The sequence below is a fragment of the Roseovarius sp. MMSF_3281 genome (assembly GCF_030733685.1).
Lineage (GTDB): Bacteria > Pseudomonadota > Alphaproteobacteria > Rhodobacterales > Rhodobacteraceae > Roseovarius.
The window spans coordinates 22,780-46,665 of record NZ_JASHIM010000022.1; the positions used below are offsets into that span (position 1 = coordinate 22,780).

Consider the following 23,886-nt stretch of genomic DNA (forward strand, 5'->3'; position numbering starts at 1 on the left):
GACCCCTGTCATGCGGGGTACGCTAGGCAATTGAGGATGATGGGGAGGTAAAACAAGCTTGGGGCTGAAGACCGGCGATGTCTTGCCAGCGCGGCTATTTTGATCAGCCAAAATTCGCCATGCACGCAAATGTGAAGCTCAAAGGGGTGGTGCGCGCGATTTCGTGAACGGCGAAGGCGCTACGTAAATCTTTGGGAGGATTGTGATTTTCGGTGTCGGCCTTGCCTTGGGGTCGGGGTGGTTAAAACCGCGACGCACCTGCCGCTATGGCCATGACACGCCTTGCCATGGCGGCGGCGGTTACGGCCCATCCGCCTGTTCAATTGTAAAGGGCAGTATCGAGGTCGGGGAGGGTGAAATCCTCGGTATGGACGACGACGCCGTCGTCGCCGAGCAAAACGATACCATAGGCCCCGGGCTCGGCCACGGAAAGGCGTGGGTCCTGAAAGCCAAGGGCCATGGGCATCTGGTGGCAGGGGCTTTTGAAAACCGCCGCAGGGATGCCATTGATGGCCCCTTGAATAGTGCGGTGAATATGGCCCGAGATCACCTGCACCACGTTGTCATGACGCGCCAAAAGGGCGGAAAGCTCGGGAATGGATTTCAGGCCGATCCAGTCCATCCCCTTGAACCCGGTGGCAAAAACCGGGTGGTGGGTAAACAGGATGCAGGGGGTTTGCGCCGCCTCGGAAAGCTGTGCGTCAAGCCATGCCAGACGGTCTTGGCAGAGTAGTCCGGAGTGGGTATCGGCGGCCTTCTCGTTGAGGGTATCAAGCAGGATCAGACGATGGCTTTCAAGGTCAATGACCTGTTGCACATGACCCTGCGGGGTTGTCGGGGTCTCGGGGAAGGCTTGCAACATGGGGGCGCGTCGATCGTGGTTGCCGACCATCAGCGCGGTTGGAATGGAACAGTTGTCGAGGATGCTGTGCAGGCGGGCGTATTCCTCGGGCGTGCCGTTGTGCGTAAGGTCACCGGCAAGGATGATATGGGCCGCATCGGGGTGGCGTTGCGTGGCATGGGCCAACCCCTGCGACAGGCGTGCGGCGGGGTCGAGGCCAATCATCTTTTCACCTTGGGGCAGCAGGGGAAGATCGGTGAACACGAGGATCTTTATCATGGGATTCGCCTGCGTCGTTGATAAGCGCAGCCTAGGAGATTTGCACCGGTTTGGAAGGGGAATGTCCAGACCGGCCCCTTGGCACTGGTAAGCACGAGGCATTCGTTGTGTGGTAAATTATATGACGACGGACAGTACGTGAGATTCGTATGTTTGCGCGCGGCGCTTCCAGGCAATGCCAAATGCCGGTTCAAACCCGTCTTTCGCCATGCTGCCGATAGGTGTTTGGGGCGGGGCCCGGTTGGTTGGACCAATGGCGTGACTTGATCACGAAAAAAGGCCCCGCCAGAAGCGGGGCCTTTCCTTGATCTTGCATGTCGCGGATCAGGCGCGGCGGCGGCGGCGGCCTCCGCTGCGGCCACCACGGCCACCGGCCTCTTCCTCACCGGGTTTCGGCGGGGCCTTGTTGAACCTGATCCATTCGCCGCCGTGCGGGTCGTTGTTGGTCAGGAAGTTGGCGGCGCGGATGGCCTCCATCTCCTTGCCCGGGCGCGGCTTGGTGGAGCCAAGGCCGAAAAGCTGGCAGAAGGTTTCGTCGTCCATGTCCTCGGGGAGGACGAGGCCCGCGGCGGCCACTTCGGCTTTTTTCGCGTCGATTTCGGACTGTTTCACCGGCAGGGCCACCGGGTTCATGATGGCCGAGGTCATGCCAGCGCCCATCGCCATGGGCAAAAACGCGTTGTTGATGCCGTGGCGGTTAGGCAGGCCGAACGAGATGTTCGAGGCACCGCAGGTGGTGTTCACGCCCAGTTCTTCGCGCAGGCGACGCACAAGGGTAAAGACCTGCTGCCCGGCGGTGCCCATGGCGCCGATGGGCATGACCAGCGGGTCGACCACGATGTCATGCGCGGGGATGCCGAAATCGGCGGCGCGCTCGACGATCTTCTTGGCGACGGCGAAACGCACTTCGGGGTCTTCGGAAATGCCGGTGTCGTCGTTCGAGATGGCCACGACCGGCACATTGTATTTCTTGACCAGCGGCAGAACCAGTTCTAGGCGCTCTTCCTCGCCGGTGACCGAGTTCAGAAGGGGGCGGCCTTCGGCGGCTTCAAGGCCGGCTTCCAATGCGCCGGGCACGGAGCTGTCGATGCAGAGCGGCACGTCGACCAGACCCTGAACCAGTTCGACGACCTTGCGCATCAGGGGCGGTTCGGTCTCGTTCGGGTTGGGGTTGGAGTTATAGACCACGCCCGCGTTGATATCGAGTACGGTGGCCCCGGCGGCGACTTGTGCGATGGCGTCTTTTTCCACGGTCGAGAAATCGCCCGCTTCCAGTTCGGCGGCCAGTTTCTTGCGGCCGGTGGGGTTGATCCGTTCGCCAATGACGCAGAACGGCTCATCGAAGCCCATCACGGCGGTCTTGGTTTTGCTTTCGATGATGGTACGGGTCATGGTTTATCCTTGTTGGTTTGCGGGAACGCCCGAGGCGCCGCCGTGTTCGATGGCCCAGTTGGCATTGGTCTTGATGCCGCCAAGCGGGAAGAAGTGAACCTTTTCGATGTTGAAATCGGGGTTCGCGGCCTTGTGAGCGGCCAGTTCGTGGAGGACATCCGTCGGCTCGTAGGGCAGCAGGAGCTTGGAGACATCCATGGCGCGTTTTTGCAAAACCTTGAGCGAGGGGCCGACACCGCAGGCGATGGCGAACTTGATCAGGGTCTGCAGTTTCGCGGGACCGGCGATGCCGATGTGGATGGGCATGGTGATGCCCGCCTCGCGCAGGGCGTCGGCCCATGCGATGATCGGCTTGGCGTCAAAGGCGAACTGGGTGGCCAGCGCCATTTCGGCGTCGGTGGTTTCGCTGAACTTCTGTTTCCATTGCAGTGCCTCGTCGACGTTCTTGCGCGAGCCGTCGGGGTCGATGTCCTTGTTGCCTTCGGGGTGGCCGGCAACGTGCAGGCGCTTGAAGCCCGCCTTGTCGAACAGGCCGGTTTCGAGAAGCTGGGTCGAGGCGTGGAAATCACCATGCGGTTTTTCAACGCCGCCGGCGAGGATGAGGCCCTGATCGACGCCAGCCTCGCCCTGATACATGGCGATCCAGTTTTCCAGCGTCGCCGCGTCCTTGATGATGCGCGCCGGGAAATGCGGCATCACCGGGTAGCCCTCGTCCGCGAGACGCTTGGCGGTGGCGACCATGTCCTCGATCGGGGTGCCTTCGATATGGGCGATGTAGACGCGGGTGCCTTCGGGCAGCAGGTCGCGGAAGTTTTCGACCTTTTCCGCCGTGCGCGGCATGACCTCGATCGAATACCCTTGCAAGAAGGCTTCGACCTGCGGGTTGACGGGGGCAGGGGCGGTGGCGCCTGCGTCACGTTTCTTGAAGTTCAACAGAGCCATTGCGGCCTCCCATAGCGATCTCGGGCTCATGCCCAGCCTTCGTTTGCGATCAGTTGCTTGATACGGTCCTGATCGTATTCCGTGTCCAGACGGGTGGCCTCGGTTTCGGCCACTTCGGCGGGATCACCCTCGACCTGATAGGGGGCAGCCTTGCGCCATTCAGCGAGGTAAGCATCGGTATCTGAGGCGCCGATTTTCATGGCGGCGCGGTCGATGGCTTGTTCGAAGCGTTCGGGAAGCGGTTTTTTCGCACCCCGGCGGCCCTTGCCCACGATCACCTGTGCGGGGATGTCCCGCCAGTATACGATTGTGACGTCAACCATGGCTGATTCCTCTATTTTGGTAGGCTCGTGTCTAAAGCAGGTTGAAGGGCCGTCGGGGTCGATTTTCGACAGAACGCAGACATCATGCGACGCGCAAAGACTAACGCGGGCCTTGGCGTGGCGCCATGGGGGCGTAATAGAAAACATCTCATGATCGACATGTGGCGATTTACAACAGCTTGCGCGAGGGGCCTTGAGGCACTACTTTCAAGATAACTCGAAATGGAGGGCGTGTTACGATGGCGCCCAAGCGTCCCGGAAGTGCGGGCGCGGTCCCCAAAGCGGTCGAAAGCCCCGCACTGATTCCCCCCGGGTCCACAGGGCCGCTTTATGCGGCGCTGGATCTGGGAACAAATAGTTGCCGCATGTTGATTGCCCGCCCGGACGGGGGGCAGTTCAAGGTGGTCGATAGCTTTTCCAAATCCGTGCAGCTTGGCGCGGGATTGGAGAAGTCTGGCCGTTTGTCACGGTCTTCTATCTATCGCACCATTCAGGCCTTGCGTGTCTGTCAGCAGAAACTGAAGCGCCACAAGGTCAAGCGTATGCGGCTTGTGGCGACCGAGGCGTGCCGCCGGGCGCGCAATGGCCGTGATTTCATGGCGCGGGTGAAGCGTGAGACCGGCCTGAACCTGGATATCATCGAACCGCAGGAGGAGGCGCAACTGGCCGTTGTCTCTTGCGCGCCCTTGGTGAGCAGGGACACCGATCAGTTGCTGGTGGTGGATATCGGCGGCGGCTCGACCGAACTTGTCTGGATCGACCTGCGGGACGTGCCCAAGCCAGAGCGGCGGCGCGCCATCATGCGGATGCACAGCGGTTTTCATTGTCCTGAAACCGGGAGGCCCGCCGCCAAGGTGGTGGATTGGATCAGCGTGCCGCTTGGGGTGGCAACCCTGCGCGACCAGTTCCGCGACGTGGAGGACGACAGCGCGCGCTTTGCTCTGATGAGTTGGTTTTTCGAGGAAAACCTGGCCGAGTTCGCGCCCTACAAGGATGAACAGGTGCGCGAGGGATTCCAGATTGTCGGCACCAGTGGCACGGTGACGACCGTGGCGGCCAGCCATCTGGGATTGAAGCGTTATGACCGGAACAAGGTGGACGGTTTGCGGATGACCAGCGACGAGATCGACAAGGTGATCCGTGGCTATCTGACGCTTGGGCCCGAGGGGCGGCGGCGTGACCCGCGGATCGGGCTGGACCGGCAGGCGTTGATCATGTCGGGGGCGGCGATTTTGCAGGCGCTTTTGCGGTGCTGGCCGACCGACCGGCTTTCGGTGGCGGATCGCGGCCTGCGCGAAGGCATGCTTTATGCGCAGATGGCGAAAGACGGCGTATTGAAGGACGAACGGGACTGATGGCGAAAAAACCGGACGGCAAGAACACCTCGGGGCGTGGACAGCGCGATTTGAAGGTGAAGGTGAAAACCGCCCGCGGGCGCAAGCCATCGTCAACCCGGTGGCTGCAACGGCAGTTGAACGACCCCTATGTCAAGCGTGCGCAGGCCGATGGGTATCGCGGGCGCGCGGCCTACAAGATCATGGAATTGGACGATAAATTCCGGTTTCTGGTGCCTGGTGCGCGGGTGGTCGACTTGGGCTGTGCGCCCGGCGGCTGGTGCCAGGTGGCGGTGCCGAGGGTGAATGCGCTTGGCGAAAAGCAAGGCAAGGCGCAGGGGTCGATCCTTGGCGTGGACCTGCAAGAGGTTGAGCCGATCGCGGGCTGCGAGTTACACCAGCTGGATTTCATGGAAGACGGGGCCGACGACAAGGTCAAGGACTGGCTGGGCGGCAAGGCCGACGTGGTGATGAGCGACATGGCGGCGGCGAGTTCAGGCCATAAGCAGACCGATCACTTGAGGATCATCGCGCTATGCGAGGCGGCGGCCTATCTGGCCTTTGACGTGCTGGAAGACGGGGGCACCTTCGTGTCCAAGGTTCTGGCCGGGGGGGCAGAGGGGGAATTGCAAAAGCTGCTCAAGCAACGCTTTGCCAAGGTCGCCAACGTGAAACCGCCCGCATCGCGCGCGGACAGTTCGGAAAAATTCGTGGTCGCCACGGGGTTCCGGGGCTGAGGCGGGGTTAGCTGGCCCGCCTTTCCGAGGCGGCGCTGATCGAGCGTTCGGCCTGCAGGCGGAAAAGCTTTGCCTCGGCGGCGTTGGCGGGTGCGGCGTGGGTTCTGACCTGACCGGCGATGTTGCGTTGCCGGATCAGTTCGAACAAGCGCGCAAGGCGCACGGCCTTCGTGGATTGAATGATGTGAGACATGATTCCCCTCGTGCCTTACGGATACTGAGGCAGAACCATTGCCAGATCATTAAGGCCGATTTGGCGCGGGTGTCGTGCGAAATTGTGATGATTTGCGGCGGTTTCGCCGGGAGCGCGCCATAATCCAAGCCACCCGCGAAACCCTGTTTCGGGCGGTACTTCCGCCATGTTCTGTGGGGAGAAGTGGCGGACCGAGGAGGATTCGAACCCCCGACCCCCTGATTCGTAGTCAGGTACTCTATCCAGCTGAGCTATCGGTCCGTGAGGGCGGGATGTAGACCTTGCGCGCGGGTAGCGCAAGGGGGGCTTTGCAAAAAATCACGCAAATTTAGAGGCCGCCGCGCGGAAGGTCGATGCGGAAACTGGTGCCGCTTTCGTCACTGTGATCCAGCTCAAGCGATCCGCCGTGGCCGCGCACCAGTTCGGCGGCGATGGTCAGGCCCAGACCGGCGCCGCCCTTGGTGGCCCCGCCCTGGAAGGGTTGGAACAGGTGTTCGCGCGCTTTGGGCGGCAGGCCGGGGCCTGTATCGCTGACCCGGATGGTCCATGTGTCATCGGATTCGCTGGCCGCGATGGCGATTTCACCGGGTTGGCCGGCGTTGACGATAGCCTGTCGCGCGTTGCGCACAAGGTTGGACAGGATGCGATACATCTGTTCGGCATCGGCGCGGATCATCATCTGATCGGGGATATCCTCGGCAAAGCTGATTTGCGCGTCACCCACGGCAAGGCGTTCGCTTTCCACCACGTCGCCCGCGATCTCGGCCAATCGAAAGCGCGAAAGCGTCGGCCCCGGTTCCTCGGCCTTGCCATAGGCCAGCGTGGTTTCGCACAGGTGTACGGCGCGGGTGATGGAGTTCACCAGCTTGGGCGCCATGCGTTTGACGGTGGGGTCCTCGCTCATTTCAATCCGGTCGATGAAAAGCTGTGCCGAGGTCAGGATGTTGCGCAAATCGTGGCTGACCTTGGCGACGGCCCCGCCCAGCTGCGCCAGCCGTTCCTTTTGCTTGAGCGAGCCGGTAAGCTGGGTCTGCATGAGTTTCAGGGTTTCCTCGGCCTCGCGCAGTTCCGAGATTCTCGCGGAAGGCTGAATCACGCGGCGGGCGTCCTCGGGGGCGGCGGCGTAGGATTGCATATGGCCCACGACCCGTTTGATGGGTTTCACAAGGATGCCTTGCACCGCGAGGAAAAGGAGCCCTGCGGTGACCAGGGAAATGACGAGCGACAGCCACAGGATGCGCAACCCGTAGTCAAGCATGGCAGCGCGGAGATCCTCGGTATCCAGTGTCACCTCGATCAGCAGTCCGGCCATCTTGACCGGATCGCCGATCACGCGAATAACCTCGTTCTCGGGTTCCAAAAGCCGGGCCATGGCATCGGAGATCAGGGTGGTGGCCGTCGGGTTGCGCAGATCGAAGGTGGCCGAGATGGGTTTGGGCATGTCCGAAGAAAGAACCAGCTGGCGGGCCTCGTCCCGGCGCAGCACGACGTTGAAAACCCCGGCGTTTTGCAAGAGTTCCTGTTCCAACTCGGCACTGATGTCTTCATTGGCCAGAAGCGCCAGCGAGGCGATTTGCGCGCGTTCCAGCCGGGAAATCAGAAAATCCTCGCGATAGCGGGCGACGGAGGGGACGAAGATCATCACCTCGGCCAGCATCACGAAGATCGCCGTCAGAAGCAGGAAGCGCCCGGAGAGAGTATTCAGAAACCGCATTGTACGCCCTAATCAGGGAAGCCAGCGTTGCACCAGCCCCACGACCCGTTTGAGCATAGGATTATCAAACAGGCGAGGCGAGAAATAGGCCCCTGCGACGCGCTTGTTGATTTCCGCGATGGTCGGGTAGGGGGCAACCATGTTGGCCACATGTTTCATCTTGAGGCCATTGGCGATGACCATGGACCACATGGCAATGAGTTCACCCGCCTGATGCCCCGCGATCGACACGCCCACGGGGCGGCCTTTGACCACCATGACTTTGATCAGGCCAGTGGTCTGGCGTTCGGCGATGGCGCGGTCGTTTTCGGCATAGGTGAAACGGGCCACTTCGAGGGCCTCGCCGTGGATTTCGCGGGCCTTGGCTTCGGTCAGGCCCACCTGGGCCAGTTCGGGGGCGGTGTAGGTCGCCCATGGGATATGCTCGGTTTTCGCCGTGGCGGGCAGGGACAGCAGGGCCGAGCGGATAACGATGCCCGCGTGATAGCCCGCGACATGGGTGAATTGCAGGCCGCCCGCAACATCGCCGATGGCGTAGACGCGGCGGTTCGTGGTGCGCAGGCCCTCATCCACCTTGATGCCCGCCTTGGTGGCCTGGATGCCTGCCGCCTTGAGGTTGAGCTTGTCGATATTGGGTTTGCGCCCCACGGCCATCAGCAGGTGCGAGCCGGTGAAACTGCGCCCATCCTTGCAGGTGACGGTGATATTGCCCGCCTTTCCCGAGATGGTATCGGCCAGCGCCTCTTCGGCCAGTTCCAGCCCTTCGGCTTTCAGCGCGTCAAGGACAACGGCGGCACATTCGGGATCATCGCGGCCAAAGGCTTTGGCCCCTTCGATGACTGTAACCTTGGAGCCCAGGCGCAGATGCGCCTGGGCCATTTCCATGCCGATGGGGCCACCGCCGATGATCAGAAGGTGATCGGGTTTTTCGCGAAGATCGAACAGCGTTTCGTTGGTTTCGTAGGGCACGGACTCGAGCCCCGGAATCGGTGGCACGAAGGGCGAGGAGCCGCTGGCGATAACGATCCGGCGGGCGGTGATTTCGTGGTTTCCGGCCTTGACGGTTTTGGCGTCGATGAATTCACCATATTCAGTGATCACGCGTACGTCGAGGCGCTCAAATCGTTCCACGCTGTCATGCGGGGCAATGGTGCCGATGACATCGTGAACATGATCCTTGGCGGCGGCGTAATCCACCTGTGGCGTGCTGTCTGCCACGCCGAAAGCCCCGGTGTGGCTGACCCGGTGCGCGGCCTTGCCGCTGGCCAACAGGGCCTTGGAGGGGACGCAGCCGTAGTTCAGGCAATCGCCGCCCATCTTGTGGCCCTCCAGAAGGGTCACATCAGCCCCCATCTGCACGGCCCCGGCGGCAACGGACAAGCCGCCCGAACCTGCCCCGATGATCAGCAGGTCAGTGTCGATCTTATGCATGGGTCAGATGTCCTTTTTGCCACGCAGGGCTTTGATAACGATGGGCAGGGCCGCGAGAAAACAAAGGCCGAGGATCGGGCCGATGACTTGCGGCTCCCACAGAAGGGAGAGGTCGGGGCTTTCGCCACGATCGAAAACCTCGCCCAGTCCCACGCCAATCCAGGTAAAGACGATGGCGCCGGGGATGATACCCAGAACGGTGGTGAAGGCGAAGTTGAAGAACCTGACACCCACCAGGGCGGGCAGCAGGTTAGCCACGAAAAAGGGCACGGCGGGCACAAGGCGCATCAGGAAAAGCACGCTGATTTCATGCTCTTGCAGGCCTGACTTAATGCGCTTCAGCGTGCCCTCCGAGGTTTCAATGCGGGCCGCGAGTGTGCGTCCAAGACCCCAGCGTGCCGCAAGGAAAATGGCGACGGCCCCAAGCGAGGCGGCGATGACATTGAACGTGGTGCCAAGACCAAGCCCAAAGAGAAACCCGCCGGTGACAGAGGCCACCGCCGCACCGGGCAGCGAGAAGGCCACGATCACGAAATAGACCGCGACGAAAACCGCCACCATGGAAAGGTAATGGGTGTCGCGAAAGACAAGCAGGGCCTCGCGGTTCTCGCGCAGGGTTTCGAACGACAGGTAGTCACGCAGCGTAAAGAACCCGATCATCGCTCCGAGAATAATGAGGATCAGGGGGGCGTGTCGCCAAGGATGGGCTTTTTCGGTTTGAGTCATGTCGTTCATCGGTTCTGTCCCGGCTTGTGCGGTTGCCGACAAGATGACCATGCCGGGCGCTGCTGGCTATAGGGCTCACGCGGGGGTGATGGGTGTTGATGGAATTCGCCCTTAAACTTCGGTATTTTGCAGCTTTGTAACAGGAATGACGCAAAACCTTGCGGAAATTGTTGCAAAAGGCATGGGCCGGGTTTGACTTGGGGGCGGAGGGCCTCTATAGACCGGCTTCGAAATGAATTCGGGCTGGCCGCGATTCCTGTGTGTTTGCCCGCCCAAAGACCGGAGACGGAGCGATGAAACGCACCTACCAACCCTCGAACCTGGTTCGCAAGCGCCGCCACGGTTTCCGTGCGCGTATGGCCACCAAAGCTGGCCGCAAGATCCTGAACGCGCGTCGCGCGCGTGGCCGCAAGTCGCTGAGCGCGTAAGCCTCAGTCATAGGATTTACGGATCATGACACCGCCGGAGGCCCCCGACAAAGACGCGGGGATAGCGCCCCCGGCGGTTTCCGTTTGTCTTGAAACCTTGAAAAAACGCGGTGATTTCCTGTTGGCCGCGCGGGCGCGCAAGCAGGGCACCAAGGCGATGATGGTGCAGGGGCGTGAGCGCGATGATGGCGACCCGGCCATTCGCGTTGGCTTTACCTGTTCCAAGAAGGTGGGCAACGCGGTGGCGCGCAACCGGGCCAAGCGGCGGCTGCGCGAGGTGGCGCGGCTGGTCTTGCCGGGGCAGGGCAAGCCGGGCTGGGATTACGTGCTGATCGGGCGGAAAGAAGCCACCGCCGAGCGAGATTTCGAAGACTTGAAGGGGGATCTGAAATTCGCCCTCAAGCGATTGCACTCAAACGGAAAATGACCCCTTTGGCGCATATCCTGTCGTGGCCGGTGAAGGCCTATCGGCTGATTTTTTCGCCCTGGGTTGGGTTCAATTGCCGCTATCAACCGACCTGCAGCCAATATGCATTAGAGGCCTTGGAAAAGCATGGTGGGATCAAAGGCGGTTGGCTGGCCTTCAAGCGGATTATCCGCTGTAACCCTTGGGGGCAATGTGGCTATGATCCGGTGCCGGAGAAACCCGAAAAAGATCGCTGAAACGCGTGGCTGTATCGTTTGGAACCTTGATAGCGCAGTTTTGGGTGGGCCGGCCCCCCCCGGCGGGTTCATTGCCAAGACTTAGAAGCTATATAGGTCATAGCATTACGCTTTGGGGGTACGCCCTTAATCATGGCTTTTCTCTGAGTGCTTCGTAAGGTGTCTTTGTTTGTGCGCACCGCGCAGTCCGTGGATGTTGTGGAAGCGTTCGCATTTGCCCGGGGGGCTTCGAGATCGACATCGCCTTTGTAGTTGAGAAGCTAGACCTTCTGCCCATCGACCTGTGTGACCGTTCTACCATGCCAGCCTCGTAAAACGTGCCGTATCGGCCTCCGATGATGCGGAGGTTTGCATCGAGCAGATGGTTGAGCATGCGTTCGTGACGGCATGGGCAACGGCAACCTGCCTCTCGCCATAAGGTTATGGAAATGTGAAGTGATGCGCATAAGGGGTGTAAATACGGGCAAAAGTTGAGTTAGGCTATGCAAAGCATGTATTTGTTGCGGCTATCCACTGCTAAAGGCTTGGTCGCCATGGGGCGATTGGTTTTTCGGCCAGTGTGGCAGGGAGTGAAGGGGTGAAGCGGGCACCAATTGCCCTTGGGGAAATCCGTGTAGGGATCAGGGGGGCTTTGGTAATCTATGCGCAAATCCGGTAGTAGGAAGAGGGGTCGGCGAGGCCGATTTTATCGTTAGGCCTTGAATTGGGCTCGTTTAAGATACATTTTGATCGCGCGCACCTTGATCTGTGTGTCGATACCGCTATACGGTGGGGATTTCTGGGGTGTTAGTGAAAAAGTAGTCTATTTTTGGCATTGGTATGGTTGACATATACGAAATAATGCTTCTTTATTTCGCGGGGTGGATAAGGCTGTCTTTTGCTCGGTTGTCAGCGTGATGCCCCTTTTTCGTTTGGTGTCACGGTCGGGTGTACTGTTTTCGGGCAAGTATTGTCTCGATCACGTGAGTTTTGAGTTTAATGCGCGCTTTTCGGCGTCAGGTATCGGAGAAGGTCGGTAGAGGTGGCAAAAAAGGGAAAAGACGTATCGGTGGAGCGGCAGGAGAGTGGTGATTTATCGCCCTTTTCGGTGACGTTGCCAGAGTCGGGTCGCCCGGTTGCGCGGTCCGGCTTAAACGGTGCGTCGGCAAGTGCCATCGGTATGGGGCTGGTGTTGCAGGGGGGGCTGACAGAGCCTTCCGTGGCGCTGGCCGGTGATGCCAAGCCAGACGATGCCACGAACGAGGATTCCACCGAAGCGCCCGTAAGTGCCGAAAAGGATGCGGGCACGACGAACCCCGAAGCGCCATTGCCGAATGCCCCTGTGGACAACACCCTTGAGGATGGGGACGCCCCTGTAGAGGCTGCTTTTGCGGCGTCCGCGCCCGTCGTGGCGGCGGGCCGGACGACCGAGGTTGGGAATGCCGGCTCGGCGGCGGCGGCCATGGCTGCCGCTTTGTCGGAGGAAGAAGACCAAGACGACACGATTCTTGCGACCGCCGATGTGACCGGGGAAGCCGCCCAAGCGGTGGATTTGATTGACCCGGATGCAGAGACGGACGGGCTGCTGGGGCCGGTGCTTGACCCCGTGTTGGGCGACGACGGTATCGTCGATGGCCTGCTTGATTCGCTTGCTGGAGAAGGCGGGGTGCTTGACCAACTGCTCGGCGAGGGCAGTGTCCTTGACGACGTGCTTGGCACCGTGGTCGGCGAAAACGGCCTTTTGGACCTTGACGTGCTGGAAGGGTTGCTTGGCGAAGACGGCTTCCTGGGCGGTGCGATTCAGGTTGTCATTGGCGACGAAGGGCTTGTGGCCGACCTTCTTGGTGAAGATGGCGTCGTTGATGATCTTCTGGATCCGCTGATTGCGGACGATGGCGTTCTGGATGGCCTGCTTAGCCCGGTGCTCGGCGGTGGTGTCGTGGATGACCTTATCGGTGAAGACAGTATCGTATCCGATCTGGTCGGGGATCTGTTCGGTGAAAGCGGCCTCGTGGATGAGGTTGTCGCGGATATTCCGGTTGTCGGTGACCTGCTGGGCTCTGATGGCCTTCTAGGCGGTGTTTTCGGTGAAGGCAGCGCCCTTGGCGGGCTGCTTGGCTCGGGCGGCGAAGAAGAAGAAACCGCAGACGGCAGTGACACGGCAGCGGGCGAGGAGGAGTCCGGGGATGGCGGTTTCCTTGACGGACTTCTGGGAGGAGATTCCCTGTTGGGCGGTGCCGACGAGAGCGTGACGGAACCCGTTGAAGAGATCCTTGGTGGTGAGGACGGTGTGCTGTCCGGCCTGCTTGGTGACGACGATCCGTTCAACATGAATGTTCCCGAGGGGGAGGCCGACGAGGTCGACGACCTTTATGCCGGGCTTGTCGGTGAGAACAGCCTGACAGGGTCGCTTGCGGGGCAGGGTATTCTGGGCGCCGCCGCGGATGCCGTGGCGGACAGCGAGGTCGATGATCTTCTCAACGAGATCCTCGGGCCGTCCAGTGCGGATGTTGCCGTGGGCGAGAATGTGTTCGGAGCGCTGTTTGAGGGCGTGGAAGGTCTGGGCACCCAGGTTGGTGGCGTCCTTGCGGATGTCGCTGGCGGTGCCGAGGAGAGCCTTCCGCTCGATACAGATGCTTCGCTGCTTGATGGGTTGTTACCGGATAACGACGATTCCGTGTAAATGGACACCCTTAGGGTTGAAATACATTCTGAAATAAAAGATTAATCTTTAAGGTACCTTTTGCCGTGAAATAGAAGGTACCCAAATGAGGTGCGCTTAGTGGTTGCGTAACCTCTTTGGTTTATTTTCGAGTGACTTTGTTTTTGGGGGTAATAAAAAGGGGGGCTGCCCTTGGCGCAGGGCGGTATTTTAGGATTTGTGATGTCAAAAGAATGTGCTAGACGTGTTTTGGGGGTAATCGAAACTTGGCTCGCTCAGGGCTTTGGCAAATCGAGCTCCATGGTATGACGTTTTCTTTCCCGATTCAGAGCCGTTATCGCATTGGCACGCCGCGTTCCTTTTCGGCGGCGGGGCAGCGGGAAGCAGCGGGTGGATTTTGCGGGCTTGCCGCGCAGCTGCTTATCTGTTCGGCGCTTTTGATCGTGACGCTTGCCGTTCCGGCCCGTGCGCAGATGTCGCTTCAGGAAGCCGTTCTAATTGCAACGAAAAATGACCCCGGCGTCGAAGCGCTGCGGCAGGAAGTCGCCGCGAAAACCGTTGATATCGACGCCGCGCGCGATGCCTATTTCCCCTCGATCAGCCTCTCGGGCGAAAGTAGTACAACGGATAGTGATGGCCCGGGTGTAACCCTTAGCGTTACGCAGGTTCTGTTCGACTGGGGCAAGACACGCGCCCAGATCGAGGAGGCCTCGCAGGTGCGGGTTCAGGCCGTTTCCGATCTCAAGATGGCGATCGAGGACCTAACGTTCGAGATCGCCGGGTTTTTCCTCGATGTCGAGGTGATGGACCGGAAAATTGCCAATACGAAAGACTATATGGCTTTTGCCCGGCGTCTTTCCGACCAGGCACTGGATCGGGCAAGGGCCGGTGTCAGCGACAACAGTGAAGTTGCGCGTGCCCGCCTGGAAATTGCCCGTGCGGATGAGAAAATGTCGGAACTTTTGGCAAATCGCGAGATCGCCTTGGCCCAGATCGAATTCCTGATCGGGCAACCCTTCAGCAGTGTTCTGCGGCCGCCCGCGATACAGTTTTCCCAACATTACGGTTCCGCGAGCAAGATCCGCTCGGCGCTCAAGCTTGCGCCGGAGTATATTGCCGCGCGTGCCTCTCTTGCGGAAGCCGAGGCCGGGGTTCAGACCGCGAAGGCGCAGAGATTTCCGACGATCAATTTGCAGGCGCAGGGCCGCACCGACCTGAATGGCGGGGATACGCAAACGGCGCTTGGGATTTCTGCCGGGGTCGACCTGAATTCCCGCGGTTTCGGCCAGCGGCAAATCCAGTCCGCGCGGCTTGAGGTGGAGGGCGCCAAGGCCTCGCTTCGTGGGGCAGAGCGCCAACTGATGAACGCGGCCAACAATGCGCTTGAACGCTTGGACCTGTTACGCCGGAGCGAACGCTCCAAGGCGGCACAGCTCGTTGAATCGGAAAAAGTCCTCAGCTCCTATGAAGATCAGTTCATTGCGGGGCAGCGTGAGATTCTGGACCTTCTGACGACTGGCCGTGATCTTTACGATGCGCAAATCGACGAGATCGACACCTACGATGACCGCAAGCGTACCGAGTACGAAGCGGCCAAGGAATTGGGCGTGCTGGGCACAATGCTGTCTGTGCGGGGGGCCAGAGAATGAAAACGGGATGGAACGAGGATCGCTGATATGAAGGATGTAGTATCTCACGACCCTCTTGTTTTGGGCCTTCTGGAGCTGTGCCGGTTGCAGGGCGTTTCAGCCTCGGTCACGCAATTGACCGAAGGGCTGCCCCGCGATGAGGGCAGCCTTTTGACCCCGGACCTTGCACCGTTGGCCCTGCGGCGGGCGAACATGAGTTGCCGGAGCACTCAAGAGTCACTGCGCGACCTGCCGGAACATAGTTTTCCGGTCCTTGCGTGCCTCAAGGACGGACGCACATTGATTGTCGAAGAGTTGACGGGCGCGCGCGTCAAGGTGGTTTTGCCGGAATCCGGTGGCGGGAAAGCGATCTGGACCTTTGAGGAACTTGAGCGTCTGCATAACGGGACCACCTTGATATCAAAACCGATTGATATCGTGTCCGACCGCTTGGAGTCTAACAAGGCCGGGCGCGGGCACTGGTTATTGGGGCCGATTTGGGAAAACTGGTGGATTTACCGCGATGTGATGATCGCCTCTTTCGCGGCAAATGTCCTTGCGGTGGCCACGGCGCTTTTCTCGATGCAGGTTTATGACCGTGTCGTGCCGAACAATGCCATGGATACGCTGTGGATTCTGGCCAGCGGGGTGGGTATCGCCATCGTGCTTGAACTGGTGCTGCGGTTGATGCGCTCTTCTTTGGTGGATGTCTCGGGACGTGATCTTGATTTGCGCCTGTCGGCACAACTTTTCGACAAGGTCGCGAATATGCGGCTTGCCAATCAGCCCGCGTCGACCGGGGTGTTTGCCAATCAGGTGCGTGATTTCAGCGTGGTGCGTGAATTTTTCACGTCAAGTACGGTTACGGCGATCTGTGACTTGCCCTTTGTCCTGATCTTCCTTGGGGTTATCTGGTTCATTGGCGGGCCCATCGCATTGGTTGTGCTGGCCGGTGTTGTACTGACGGTTCTTCCGGGGCTGTTGATGCAAAAGAAACTTGCCCATGCGTCCAAGGAAAACAACCGCGAAGCGGCAGCTTTGAACGGGTTGTTGCTGGAAACCATTACCAACTTGGAAACCGTGAAAGCCGCCCGCGCAGAGGGGCGTTTGCAACGTGCACATGCGCAGTTGAACGCAACCATGGCGACGACGGCAGTCAAAACCCGCAATTTGACGGCCCTGATGACACAGCTCGTCAGTTCGGTGCAGCGCTTGGCTTATGCCGGTGTCGTGATCGCCGGCGTCTACCTGATCGGGGCCGGCGAGTTGACGGTTGGTAGCCTTATCGCCTGTACGCTGTTGTCCACGCGGGCGATGTCGCCGATGGGGCAGGTGGCTGGCCTTCTGGCAAAATGGCAGCATGTTCGCGCCGCGATGGTCGGCCTTGACGAAATCATGAAGTTGCCGGTCGAACGGCCATCGGATCGTCATTTCGTACGGTCCACCTCGGTCACGGGGGATTATCATCTTCAGGATGTGGTGTTTCGCCATGATCCTGAGGCACCGCCGGTTCTGGCCATTCCCGAACTGAAGATTGCTGCAGGGGAGCGGATTTCCCTTCTTGGCGGCAACGGTGCGGGGAAATCCACAATGCTAAGGCTGCTTGCAGGTCTGACCGATCCGCAAGCCGGCAGTGTCCTGTTGGACGATCTCGCGCTGAGCCAGATCGACCCGATCGACCGGCGCCGCCAGATCGGATACCTGCCGCAAAGCGTTGCCTTGTTCCAGGGGACGTTGCGGGAAAACCTTCTGCTTGATCACGGGCTGCATTCCGATGAAGAATTGCTTCAGGCGCTGGATGCGGTGGGGCTTGGAAAATTCGTGCGCCAGCACGTTCGTGGGCTTGACCTTCAGATCCAAAGCAACGCGAATGTCTCGGGCGGGCAGCGTCAGTCTATAGGTCTGGCCCGTGTTCTTTTGCAGGACCCGAAAGTGGTGTTGCTTGATGAGCCGACCTCGGCCTTCGATCATGTGACCGAGAACAAGGTGATCGGGCATCTGAACGAATGGCTTAAGGGGCGGACGACAATCATTTCGACCCATAAGCGTGAATTGCTTGGGTTGACGGAGCGCGCCATCGTCCTGAAGGACGGGCGGATTGCGCGTGATGGCGACCTGTTGCAAATCCTGAACGCTGCGCGCTCGAATTCGGCGCAGAGCAAACCCGTGCAGGCCGTGAAATGAGCAGTTCGGAGCTTATGACCACCAGTCATATCGACGGGAGCTATCAGCGGCAAACGCTAAAGCGGTCCCGGCTTGTGATCCAGACGGTTGTGCTGTCGTTGATCATTGCGGTGGTCTGGGCGGCGATGGCCGAAATCAATGAAATTACCCGCGGTGATGGACGGGTTGTTCCATTGCGGCGCCTGCAATCCATTCAGAGCCTTGAGGGAGGTATCCTTGCGGAGCTGCATGTCAGCGAAGGCGACCTGGTCAAGGAAGGTCAGTTGATCGCCCGGCTCGATCCGACGAGGTCTGAAACTGCGTTCAATGCGACACAAGCGGAAATCACCGCATTGACCGCCGAGGTGAGGCGTCTTGAAGCTGAAGTGCTTGAACAGCAGACCCTCGACTTCGGGCCCAAGCCGAACGAGTCGGAAGTCACCGAACTGCGCCTGTTCGAAGCGCGGCGCAAAAAGCTGGAAGCATCGCTGGCCTCCCTCAAGGAAGAACGCGGCACCATCGAGAGCCAGATCGAAATTACAAGCCCTCTGGCCGCCGGCGGATCGGTGAGCAAGATAGACTTGCTGCAACTGCGCCAGCAGAAGGCGGAGTTGGACGGAAAGATCAACGAGGTACGCAATGCCTATGTGCAGGATGCCTACAAGGACCTTGCCACGCGCCGGGCAAAACTGACGACCTTGCAGCAGGACCTGATCCAGAAGCAGGACGAATTTCAACGGACCGAAATCAAATCGCCCGTGGCCGGCCGCGTCAACAACATCGAGATCACCACCCTTGGAGGGGTGGTGCAGCCCGGGGAGCCGATCATGGAAATAACCCCGACGGACGATCAGCTGTTGATCGAAACGAAGGTCAAACCGCAGGATGTCGCCTTTGTCGCCCCCGGGATGCCCGCAAGCGTAAAGATCACGGCCTATGACTTTGCGACTTACGGGGATTTGCAGGGCGAGGTGACCCAGATATCCGAAGATACCGTGGAAGAGGATACGGCACAGGGTCCACAGGATTTCTATCGCGTCATGGTCCGCACCGAAACCAGTTATCTCGAACGGTTTGGTGAAGAATTCGCCATTCGTCCGGGGATGGTCGCGCAGGTCGATATTGAAAGTGGCAAGCGTTCGATCCTGAGTTACCTGACGCGGCCACTTACCCGGGCCAGACTGCGCTAAAGATGGCGGGTGTGGGGGCACCCGGTATCACGATGCCAACGATGAAAGACTGAATCACATTAGAAGAAAGATGAATATGCAGCTGCCGCATTTTCTTGCACCTTTCCGGTATGTCGTGGGGACAGTGTCAGGCCTGACGCTGGTTATGGGCACCTTGTCGTTAGTGCCTGGAGCCTCCGCGCAATCCGGGCGGGTCTTTGAAACCGTCGAGGTCCGGGGCGCGGAGTTTATCCCGGAACAGGATATCAAGATGACCTGCGGCGCCGTTCCGGACGTGTCGTACCTGGACCTTGAATTGCGTGCAATTGAGGAATGCCTCATGTCCACGGGAGTGTTCGAGAGTGTTACCCTGACCCCCGAAGGCGATACGCTTGTCATCGCGGTGAAAGAATTGAACACCCGCCCCGGCCGGGCCGAAGCGTCGCTATCCTATGCATCACAGGATGGTGTGATCGGGGGGCTGTTTTTTGAGCGGTATAATCTTTTTCCCGATACCTATGGTTCTGTGCGCCTCGAATACAATGCAGAGGTGACTCGCGCCAAGGCGCGGCTGTATCATGTTGACGTGATTGGCGACTCGGTTGACCTTGGCGTCAAGGCTGGTTTCGAGGAAGTCTCGTTCGATGATACATCCTATACGCATGACACCAAGCAGCTTGAGACTTACCTGGCGTGGACGCCAAGCGGCAAGACGCGTTTGGAAGCGGGCCTTGGCTATCGTGACTATGGGCTTTCAGATGTTGAGCCGAACGCGAGCGCGCTTTTGAAGGCGGAAGCGACACCAAGTATTGCTGCACCCTTCCTGCGTCTGGGGCTGAAACACGATTCATTGGACGAGGGAGACTCGGGTTGGGGCGCTTGGGAATACAGTTTCGGGCTGGACCAATATTATTGGAACCTTGGGACCGACGATAGCCTGACGGATTTCCGGATTGAAACGCGGTCTTACTTGCCGCTTGGATCGAACTTGCGCATGTTAATCTCGATGGACGCGGGCACGGTTTCAGGACGAGACGGTAATCCGACACGGGTGATAGATCGGTTTACGCCGGGGGCGGATGAGTTTCGGGGGTTCGCGCCCCGCGGCATTGGCCCGCGCGACCAAGGCGATGCCTTGGGCGGCCAAAACTACCTTGTTTCTTCGATCGAGCTTCAGCATCGGTTCGAAGATGTTGCCAAGTCGCCATTCGTTGCCGGTGTGTTCTGGCAGACGGGCGCGGCTTGGGGCCTTGACGATACCCAAGGCGGCACGATTGATGACGATTTTTACCAACGCAGCTCCATCGGGTTGTCGCTGTCGTTCGAGGTGGCCAATGCGCCTGTCTCGGTCTATGTGGCCTCGCCCATCGAGAAAGAGGCAGGGGACAAGGAGCAGTTGTTCGGTTTGAGCCTGAGCGCGAAATTCTGAACGCAATATAACGCGCGTTTCGCGTGACGACCTTGGAAACCTGAGCGACCATTCTTTCTGAAACGGTCTTGGAACCTGCCTCGTTTCGCGGGGTAGTACAAGGTCACCTGTTCACAGCTTTCCCCACATTTACCAATGCCGTGACGCCCCTGCACCCAGCGGACAGGAGGGGGGTGTATACATAAGTCTTGAAAAAATTCCAAAAGAATGCTTTGGTATTGATGATCTACCAAAAAGTATGTCGGTAGATTCGTATGGTAAGGTTCTTGGTTAGTGTGTTGAGCAAAACAAACTTATTTCCCGGTTGATCCGGCGATGTCAGCTAAGGGTGGATGAAAATATGACTTGGTTTCGTATCAAACGAGTGTCTCGGAGTGATGTGAAAGGTGCCAGCCTTGCCGATAGGCTCTTCGTTCGCATGGATCGGGAGATGGAGCATGTGGATGGGGCCGCTGTCGGAGCGGTCAGGCTTATGCGGGTAAACCGCGATGTTGCAAGGTTCAGGGGCGTGGAGTGATCCGCGATTGACGAAGAGACCCTATGTGGGCGGGCCGTCCATCTCATGCTGATTTGCGGGCGTAGCCCTGATTTCAGGTTTTGTGCGTAAAGGCGGAAAAAAGGAGTGGTTTACATGCTGTTGGAAGCTATCGAGACGAAAACCGCGTTTCCTGCCGATGGGGGTGGTCTTGGGGCCGAGTGCAAAGTGCTTGCCTTGCTTGATTGGGACTATCTGCCTTACGAGTTGTGCCAGCCCGGATCGGGGTATCGTTTTTCGCTTTTGCGCGGAGAGGATGAAGCCCAGGCCTTTCGCCTTTTGGGACAGGGCCAAGCGGCGCCGGATGTTCTTTTGGTTGATGAGGATTTTTTCGGATCGCCCGAAGCAACGGCAGATGCCTGCATGAGAATCCGCCGGACGCACCCGAAGATTCGCATCATCGCAATCGAAAGCGAGATGCATGACGGCGACTCCGTTCTTGAAGCGTTGGGCATTTGCCAGGAAACCTTGCCGGCCATGCCCGATGTTCCGGCGATCCTGGAAAAACTGACCGCGTTCAACTGCCAGGTAGGCGTTGACGTGGCCGGATTCAGATAAAGTTCATATCACGCGCCCTGATAACCGCCTGTGTTCGGTTGTCTGCGCCCAGCTTCGTACAAATTGATTTGACGTGCATCTTGACCGTGGCTTCGGCAAGGGAAAGACCCTCCGCGATTTCCCGGTTCGGGCGACCTTCGATCAGAAGCGAAAGTACCTCCATCTCGCGATCCGAAAGCGGCGATTTTGTCTTGACGCGCGCCTTGAGCCTTTGTGGATCAATGAGTTCCACGGGGATATAGCGCCCGCCAGCCGCCATAAAGCGAATTTCATTGGCAAGGTCTTTGAGCGATGCGGTTTTCAGGATGACGCCGGCACTGCCCATTTGGAGAATGTCGGAAATCACTTGTCCGGAGGGGTCGCTGGTCAAAAGGCCGGTTGGCCGCCCCTCATTCTTTTGCAAGGCTTGGCTAAGCCCGGCAACACCATTCATACCGGGCATGTTGAGATCAAGTAGGACAAGTTCAAACGGGCCGTCCCGATCCATGATTGACAAAGCGGTATGAAGGTCCGGGGCAGTTATGACTTCGAACTCGGGCAGATTTGATAAAAAATGCTCAAACATTTCGAGGACCATGGCATGGTCGTCTGCAATCAAAACACGCGTAACCGAGGTTTGTGGCGAACCAGCGGATTGAGCTGTGGTCTTCACAGGCTGTCCCTTCATTTTCAATACGAGGTCCCTCGTATGGTACTTGTTTACGCAAGACGCTTTTTTATCACGCCTGCAAACATTCAACAACGTAGCTGTTAACTTATTGAAGACCTATGGAAAGACAAATGTTTTTCAACATCTTGTGTTGTCATGTCGTTCATGAACCCGATGTGAGGGACGCGATTGCGCTCTTTGTATTGAGAAGGGCGGTCTCCAGTTCCTGTTGACATGGTTCGAGGGGGTTGTTGGTATCAAAGGCCTGCTCCATGGTTCTTAGGCATGTTTCCAGCGCTGCGAGGCCTGTCAAGCTGCACGCCCCGGTTGCGGCATGTAGCATGCGGCCGGTGTCGGCATCGGTGCCATCGTTCTGCAGCTTTGTGAGAACGCCGGATGCCTCGTTTTGCGCGCGGCGCATGAAAGAGGTTGCGCCTTCGGTTCCGAATTGCGCCAGAAGTTCCTTGACCACCTCCTCGTTCAAGGTCTCATCTGCCATGGTTGGGGCGGCCTGGGGCGTAGCCAGGGCCGGCATTTCCTTGGCTCCTGAGCCATCGAGCGCCGCAAGGATGGCATTGCGCAGTTGCGCCGGTCGAATTGGTTTTTCAAGGACCTCGGCGATCCCGGCGGCATGGCAGGCGGCAATGATTTCATCGGCAACATGCGCGGTGAGGGCCAGAACCGGGCCGTCCCACGATATCTTACTCATCTGCTGGACGCGTTTTGCGAATTCGACCCCCGACATATAGGGAAGGGTCATATCCGTCAGGATAAGGTCCAGGCGTTCCCTGACCTCGGTTCGGGATATGAGTGAAAGCGCCTCGACCGCATTTCCGGCCGCCCAGACATGCGCACCGGCGTTCTTGAGGATATGATGTAGCCAGTCGCGGCTTGACGGGCTGTCTTCGACCAGAAGGATCGAAAGGCCGCTGAGGGAGTCATCGGAGACCGGCACCTCGCCCTCGGCGGCATTCAGGTTGTCCGGCCTTGCGCCTTTCCCAAGCGTCATGGTGGCTTGTATCGTGGTGCCGATCAGATCCCCGGGGACCTCTTTTCCTGTTTCGCTACCGGGGGCATAGCGATCGGTAAGTTCAAGTTGGCCGCCGAGTTGGTGCAAGGCATGCGCCAGGACATTAAGCCCCGCCGAGGGGCGTTGCGAGGATTGGGGCGCGATACGATCCTTTGCCTCGGACTGGCCAAGGGCCGCGAACAAACGCGCCTTTTGTTCAGGGGGCAGGCCGCCGCCCAAATCCTTGACGGTGAGAATGATTTTCAGTCGGTCGTCGTCTTTATCCGGCGATGGCAGGGGGCGGCATGTCAGGCCGATCTCAACCTCGGAGCCGCCGTATTTCGCGGAATTGTCGATGATGTTCTGGAACAGGGCGCGCACGAAGCGCACCGGCCCATGCACCCATGTATCCTCGTGCGGATCGAGCCATAGTTTCAGATCGACGTTTTGTTTCCGTGCGATCGGGCTGATCATCATTATGAGTGTACGCAGTTCCTCGGTGATGTTGAATGTCTCGTCCGGGCGGATGCCCGTCACGCTTTGTTCACCGCGAATGACGCCCAGCACGTTGCTGATGTGGTCGAGTGCGACCTCCGCAGACTGTTCAAGCTGTTGCTGGGCGAGAGCCTTGCCAGCAGGGCCGCTTTGCCCGCTGTCGTCGAGTACTTTCTGTGCCGTTGCCAGAAGGGACTGGATCGGGGTTCTCAGGTCATGTGCGACCCGCATGAGCGTGGCGGCGCGTGCGCGATTGCGAAGCCAGGTTGCCTCGTGATCGTTCTCCGAAAGCCGCAGGAGATAGCCATCGCCAGCCCCAAGGGAGAGGTGTACGACTTCCCCCTCTAGTTCGTCGGACCCCAACGCGAGTGACGCGGGCGCACTCCCGGCCCGATGCGCATGTTTGCACAGCGTGGGCCAGTCCAATGCGTCATGCAGCCCTTGCTTATCAAGTTGCAGCCGCTGGGCGGGCGCGTTGGCCAATAATACCGTTCCGCCGTCATTGGCGAGCACGGATGGGCGCCGGTCCGTAGCGATCATACGGCCGATGGCCTGAATGACCGGTCTCATGGACGCACCCGGCGGTGTGGGAGGATCAGTGTTCATG

General features: G+C 59.2%; 21 protein-coding genes and 1 tRNA gene. 11 read left to right on the plus strand and 11 right to left on the minus strand.

The window, feature by feature from the left end; all coding sequences use genetic code 11:
- Positions 1-319 precede the first annotated feature (319 nt).
- The 4 genes from RBB32_RS17525 to RBB32_RS17540 all read right to left on the minus strand — a co-directional run bounded on the left by RBB32_RS17525 (position 320) and on the right by RBB32_RS17540 (position 3,777).
- Positions 320-1,120 carry a phosphodiesterase gene (locus tag RBB32_RS17525; protein WP_306154583.1) on the minus strand — a complete coding sequence of 267 codons (801 nt, stop codon included), beginning with the start codon at positions 1,118-1,120 and terminating at the stop codon, positions 320-322.
- Between the two features lie 324 nt (positions 1,121-1,444).
- Positions 1,445-2,512 (minus strand): methyltetrahydrofolate cobalamin methyltransferase, encoded by a 1,068-nt coding sequence (locus RBB32_RS17530; protein WP_306154585.1) that lies wholly within the window; start codon positions 2,510-2,512, stop codon positions 1,445-1,447.
- A gap of 3 nt (positions 2,513-2,515) precedes the next feature.
- Positions 2,516-3,454: a methylenetetrahydrofolate reductase gene (locus RBB32_RS17535; RefSeq protein WP_306154586.1), complete on the minus strand. Its 939-nt coding sequence runs from the start codon at positions 3,452-3,454 to the stop codon at positions 2,516-2,518.
- Between the two features lie 26 nt (positions 3,455-3,480).
- Positions 3,481-3,777, minus strand: a complete 297-nt coding sequence (locus RBB32_RS17540) for a virulence factor (RefSeq protein WP_306154587.1) — start codon at positions 3,775-3,777, stop codon at positions 3,481-3,483.
- A 239-nt stretch (positions 3,778-4,016) separates the two neighbouring features.
- Between RBB32_RS17540 and RBB32_RS17545 the strand changes: the two genes are divergently transcribed.
- On the plus strand, positions 4,017-5,132 hold the full coding sequence (locus RBB32_RS17545) for a Ppx/GppA phosphatase family protein (RefSeq protein WP_306154588.1): 1,116 nt from the start codon (positions 4,017-4,019) through the stop codon (positions 5,130-5,132).
- The gene (locus tag RBB32_RS17550) at positions 5,132-5,848 is read left to right on the plus strand and encodes an RlmE family RNA methyltransferase (protein WP_306154589.1); all 717 of its coding nucleotides are present in this window, start codon (positions 5,132-5,134) and stop codon (positions 5,846-5,848) included. The genes RBB32_RS17545 and RBB32_RS17550 overlap by 1 nt, the downstream gene beginning before the upstream one ends.
- A 7-nt stretch (positions 5,849-5,855) precedes the next feature.
- On the opposite strand, the gene RBB32_RS17555 is transcribed toward RBB32_RS17550, so the two are convergent.
- The 5 genes from RBB32_RS17555 to RBB32_RS17575 form a co-directional block, all read right to left on the minus strand.
- On the minus strand, positions 5,856-6,041 hold the full coding sequence (locus tag RBB32_RS17555) for a hypothetical protein (protein WP_306154590.1): 186 nt from the start codon (positions 6,039-6,041) through the stop codon (positions 5,856-5,858).
- 184 nt (positions 6,042-6,225) lie between these two features.
- Positions 6,226-6,302 (minus strand) — tRNA-Arg (locus RBB32_RS17560).
- Between the two features lie 67 nt (positions 6,303-6,369).
- The gene (locus RBB32_RS17565) at positions 6,370-7,755 is read right to left on the minus strand and encodes a HAMP domain-containing sensor histidine kinase (RefSeq protein WP_306154591.1); all 1,386 of its coding nucleotides are present in this window, start codon (positions 7,753-7,755) and stop codon (positions 6,370-6,372) included.
- 12 nt (positions 7,756-7,767) lie between these two features.
- On the minus strand, positions 7,768-9,186 hold the full coding sequence (locus RBB32_RS17570; RefSeq protein ID WP_306154592.1) for an NAD(P)/FAD-dependent oxidoreductase: 1,419 nt from the start codon (positions 9,184-9,186) through the stop codon (positions 7,768-7,770).
- Between the two features lie 3 nt (positions 9,187-9,189).
- Positions 9,190-9,921, minus strand: coding sequence for a TVP38/TMEM64 family protein (locus tag RBB32_RS17575; RefSeq protein ID WP_306154593.1), 732 nt, complete (start codon positions 9,919-9,921; stop codon positions 9,190-9,192).
- A 284-nt stretch (positions 9,922-10,205) separates the two neighbouring features.
- Between RBB32_RS17575 and rpmH the strand changes: the two genes are divergently transcribed.
- The 9 genes from rpmH to RBB32_RS17620 all read left to right on the plus strand — a co-directional run bounded on the left by rpmH (position 10,206) and on the right by RBB32_RS17620 (position 21,126).
- Entirely contained in the window at positions 10,206-10,340 is a 135-nt protein-coding gene (gene rpmH, locus RBB32_RS17580) for a 50S ribosomal protein L34 (RefSeq protein WP_005980833.1), read from the plus strand.
- Positions 10,341-10,365: 25 nt separating this feature from the next.
- Positions 10,366-10,767 (plus strand): ribonuclease P protein component, encoded by a 402-nt coding sequence (rnpA, locus tag RBB32_RS17585; RefSeq protein ID WP_306154594.1) that lies wholly within the window; start codon positions 10,366-10,368, stop codon positions 10,765-10,767.
- Positions 10,764-11,003 (plus strand): membrane protein insertion efficiency factor YidD, encoded by a 240-nt coding sequence (gene yidD / locus RBB32_RS17590; protein WP_306154595.1) that lies wholly within the window; start codon positions 10,764-10,766, stop codon positions 11,001-11,003. Before rnpA ends, yidD begins: the two co-directional genes overlap by 4 nt.
- A 1,021-nt stretch (positions 11,004-12,024) precedes the next feature.
- Positions 12,025-13,665: a hypothetical protein gene (locus RBB32_RS17595; protein WP_306154596.1), complete on the plus strand. Its 1,641-nt coding sequence runs from the start codon at positions 12,025-12,027 to the stop codon at positions 13,663-13,665.
- A gap of 284 nt (positions 13,666-13,949) precedes the next feature.
- Positions 13,950-15,293 carry a TolC family protein gene (locus RBB32_RS17600; protein ID WP_306154597.1) on the plus strand — a complete coding sequence of 448 codons (1,344 nt, stop codon included), beginning with the start codon at positions 13,950-13,952 and terminating at the stop codon, positions 15,291-15,293.
- A 27-nt stretch (positions 15,294-15,320) separates the two neighbouring features.
- Positions 15,321-17,456, plus strand: a complete 2,136-nt coding sequence (locus RBB32_RS17605; RefSeq protein ID WP_306154598.1) for a type I secretion system permease/ATPase — start codon at positions 15,321-15,323, stop codon at positions 17,454-17,456.
- Positions 17,453-18,625, plus strand: coding sequence for an HlyD family type I secretion periplasmic adaptor subunit (locus RBB32_RS17610; protein ID WP_306154599.1), 1,173 nt, complete (start codon positions 17,453-17,455; stop codon positions 18,623-18,625). Before RBB32_RS17605 ends, RBB32_RS17610 begins: the two co-directional genes overlap by 4 nt.
- 70 nt (positions 18,626-18,695) lie before the next feature.
- Positions 18,696-20,033: a BamA/TamA family outer membrane protein gene (locus RBB32_RS17615; RefSeq protein ID WP_306154600.1), complete on the plus strand. Its 1,338-nt coding sequence runs from the start codon at positions 18,696-18,698 to the stop codon at positions 20,031-20,033.
- A 631-nt stretch (positions 20,034-20,664) separates the two neighbouring features.
- Entirely contained in the window at positions 20,665-21,126 is a 462-nt protein-coding gene (locus tag RBB32_RS17620; RefSeq protein ID WP_306154601.1) for a hypothetical protein, read from the plus strand.
- Here the strand turns inward: RBB32_RS17620 and RBB32_RS17625 are convergent.
- Together RBB32_RS17625 and RBB32_RS17630 are read right to left on the minus strand one after the other, a co-directional pair.
- Entirely contained in the window at positions 21,119-21,778 is a 660-nt protein-coding gene (locus RBB32_RS17625; RefSeq protein WP_306154602.1) for a response regulator transcription factor, read from the minus strand. The genes RBB32_RS17620 and RBB32_RS17625 overlap by 8 nt on opposite strands.
- Positions 21,779-21,938: 160 nt before the next feature.
- Positions 21,939-23,849, minus strand: coding sequence for a response regulator (locus RBB32_RS17630; RefSeq protein ID WP_306154603.1), 1,911 nt, complete (start codon positions 23,847-23,849; stop codon positions 21,939-21,941).
- Between the last annotated feature and the right edge of the window lie 37 nt (positions 23,850-23,886).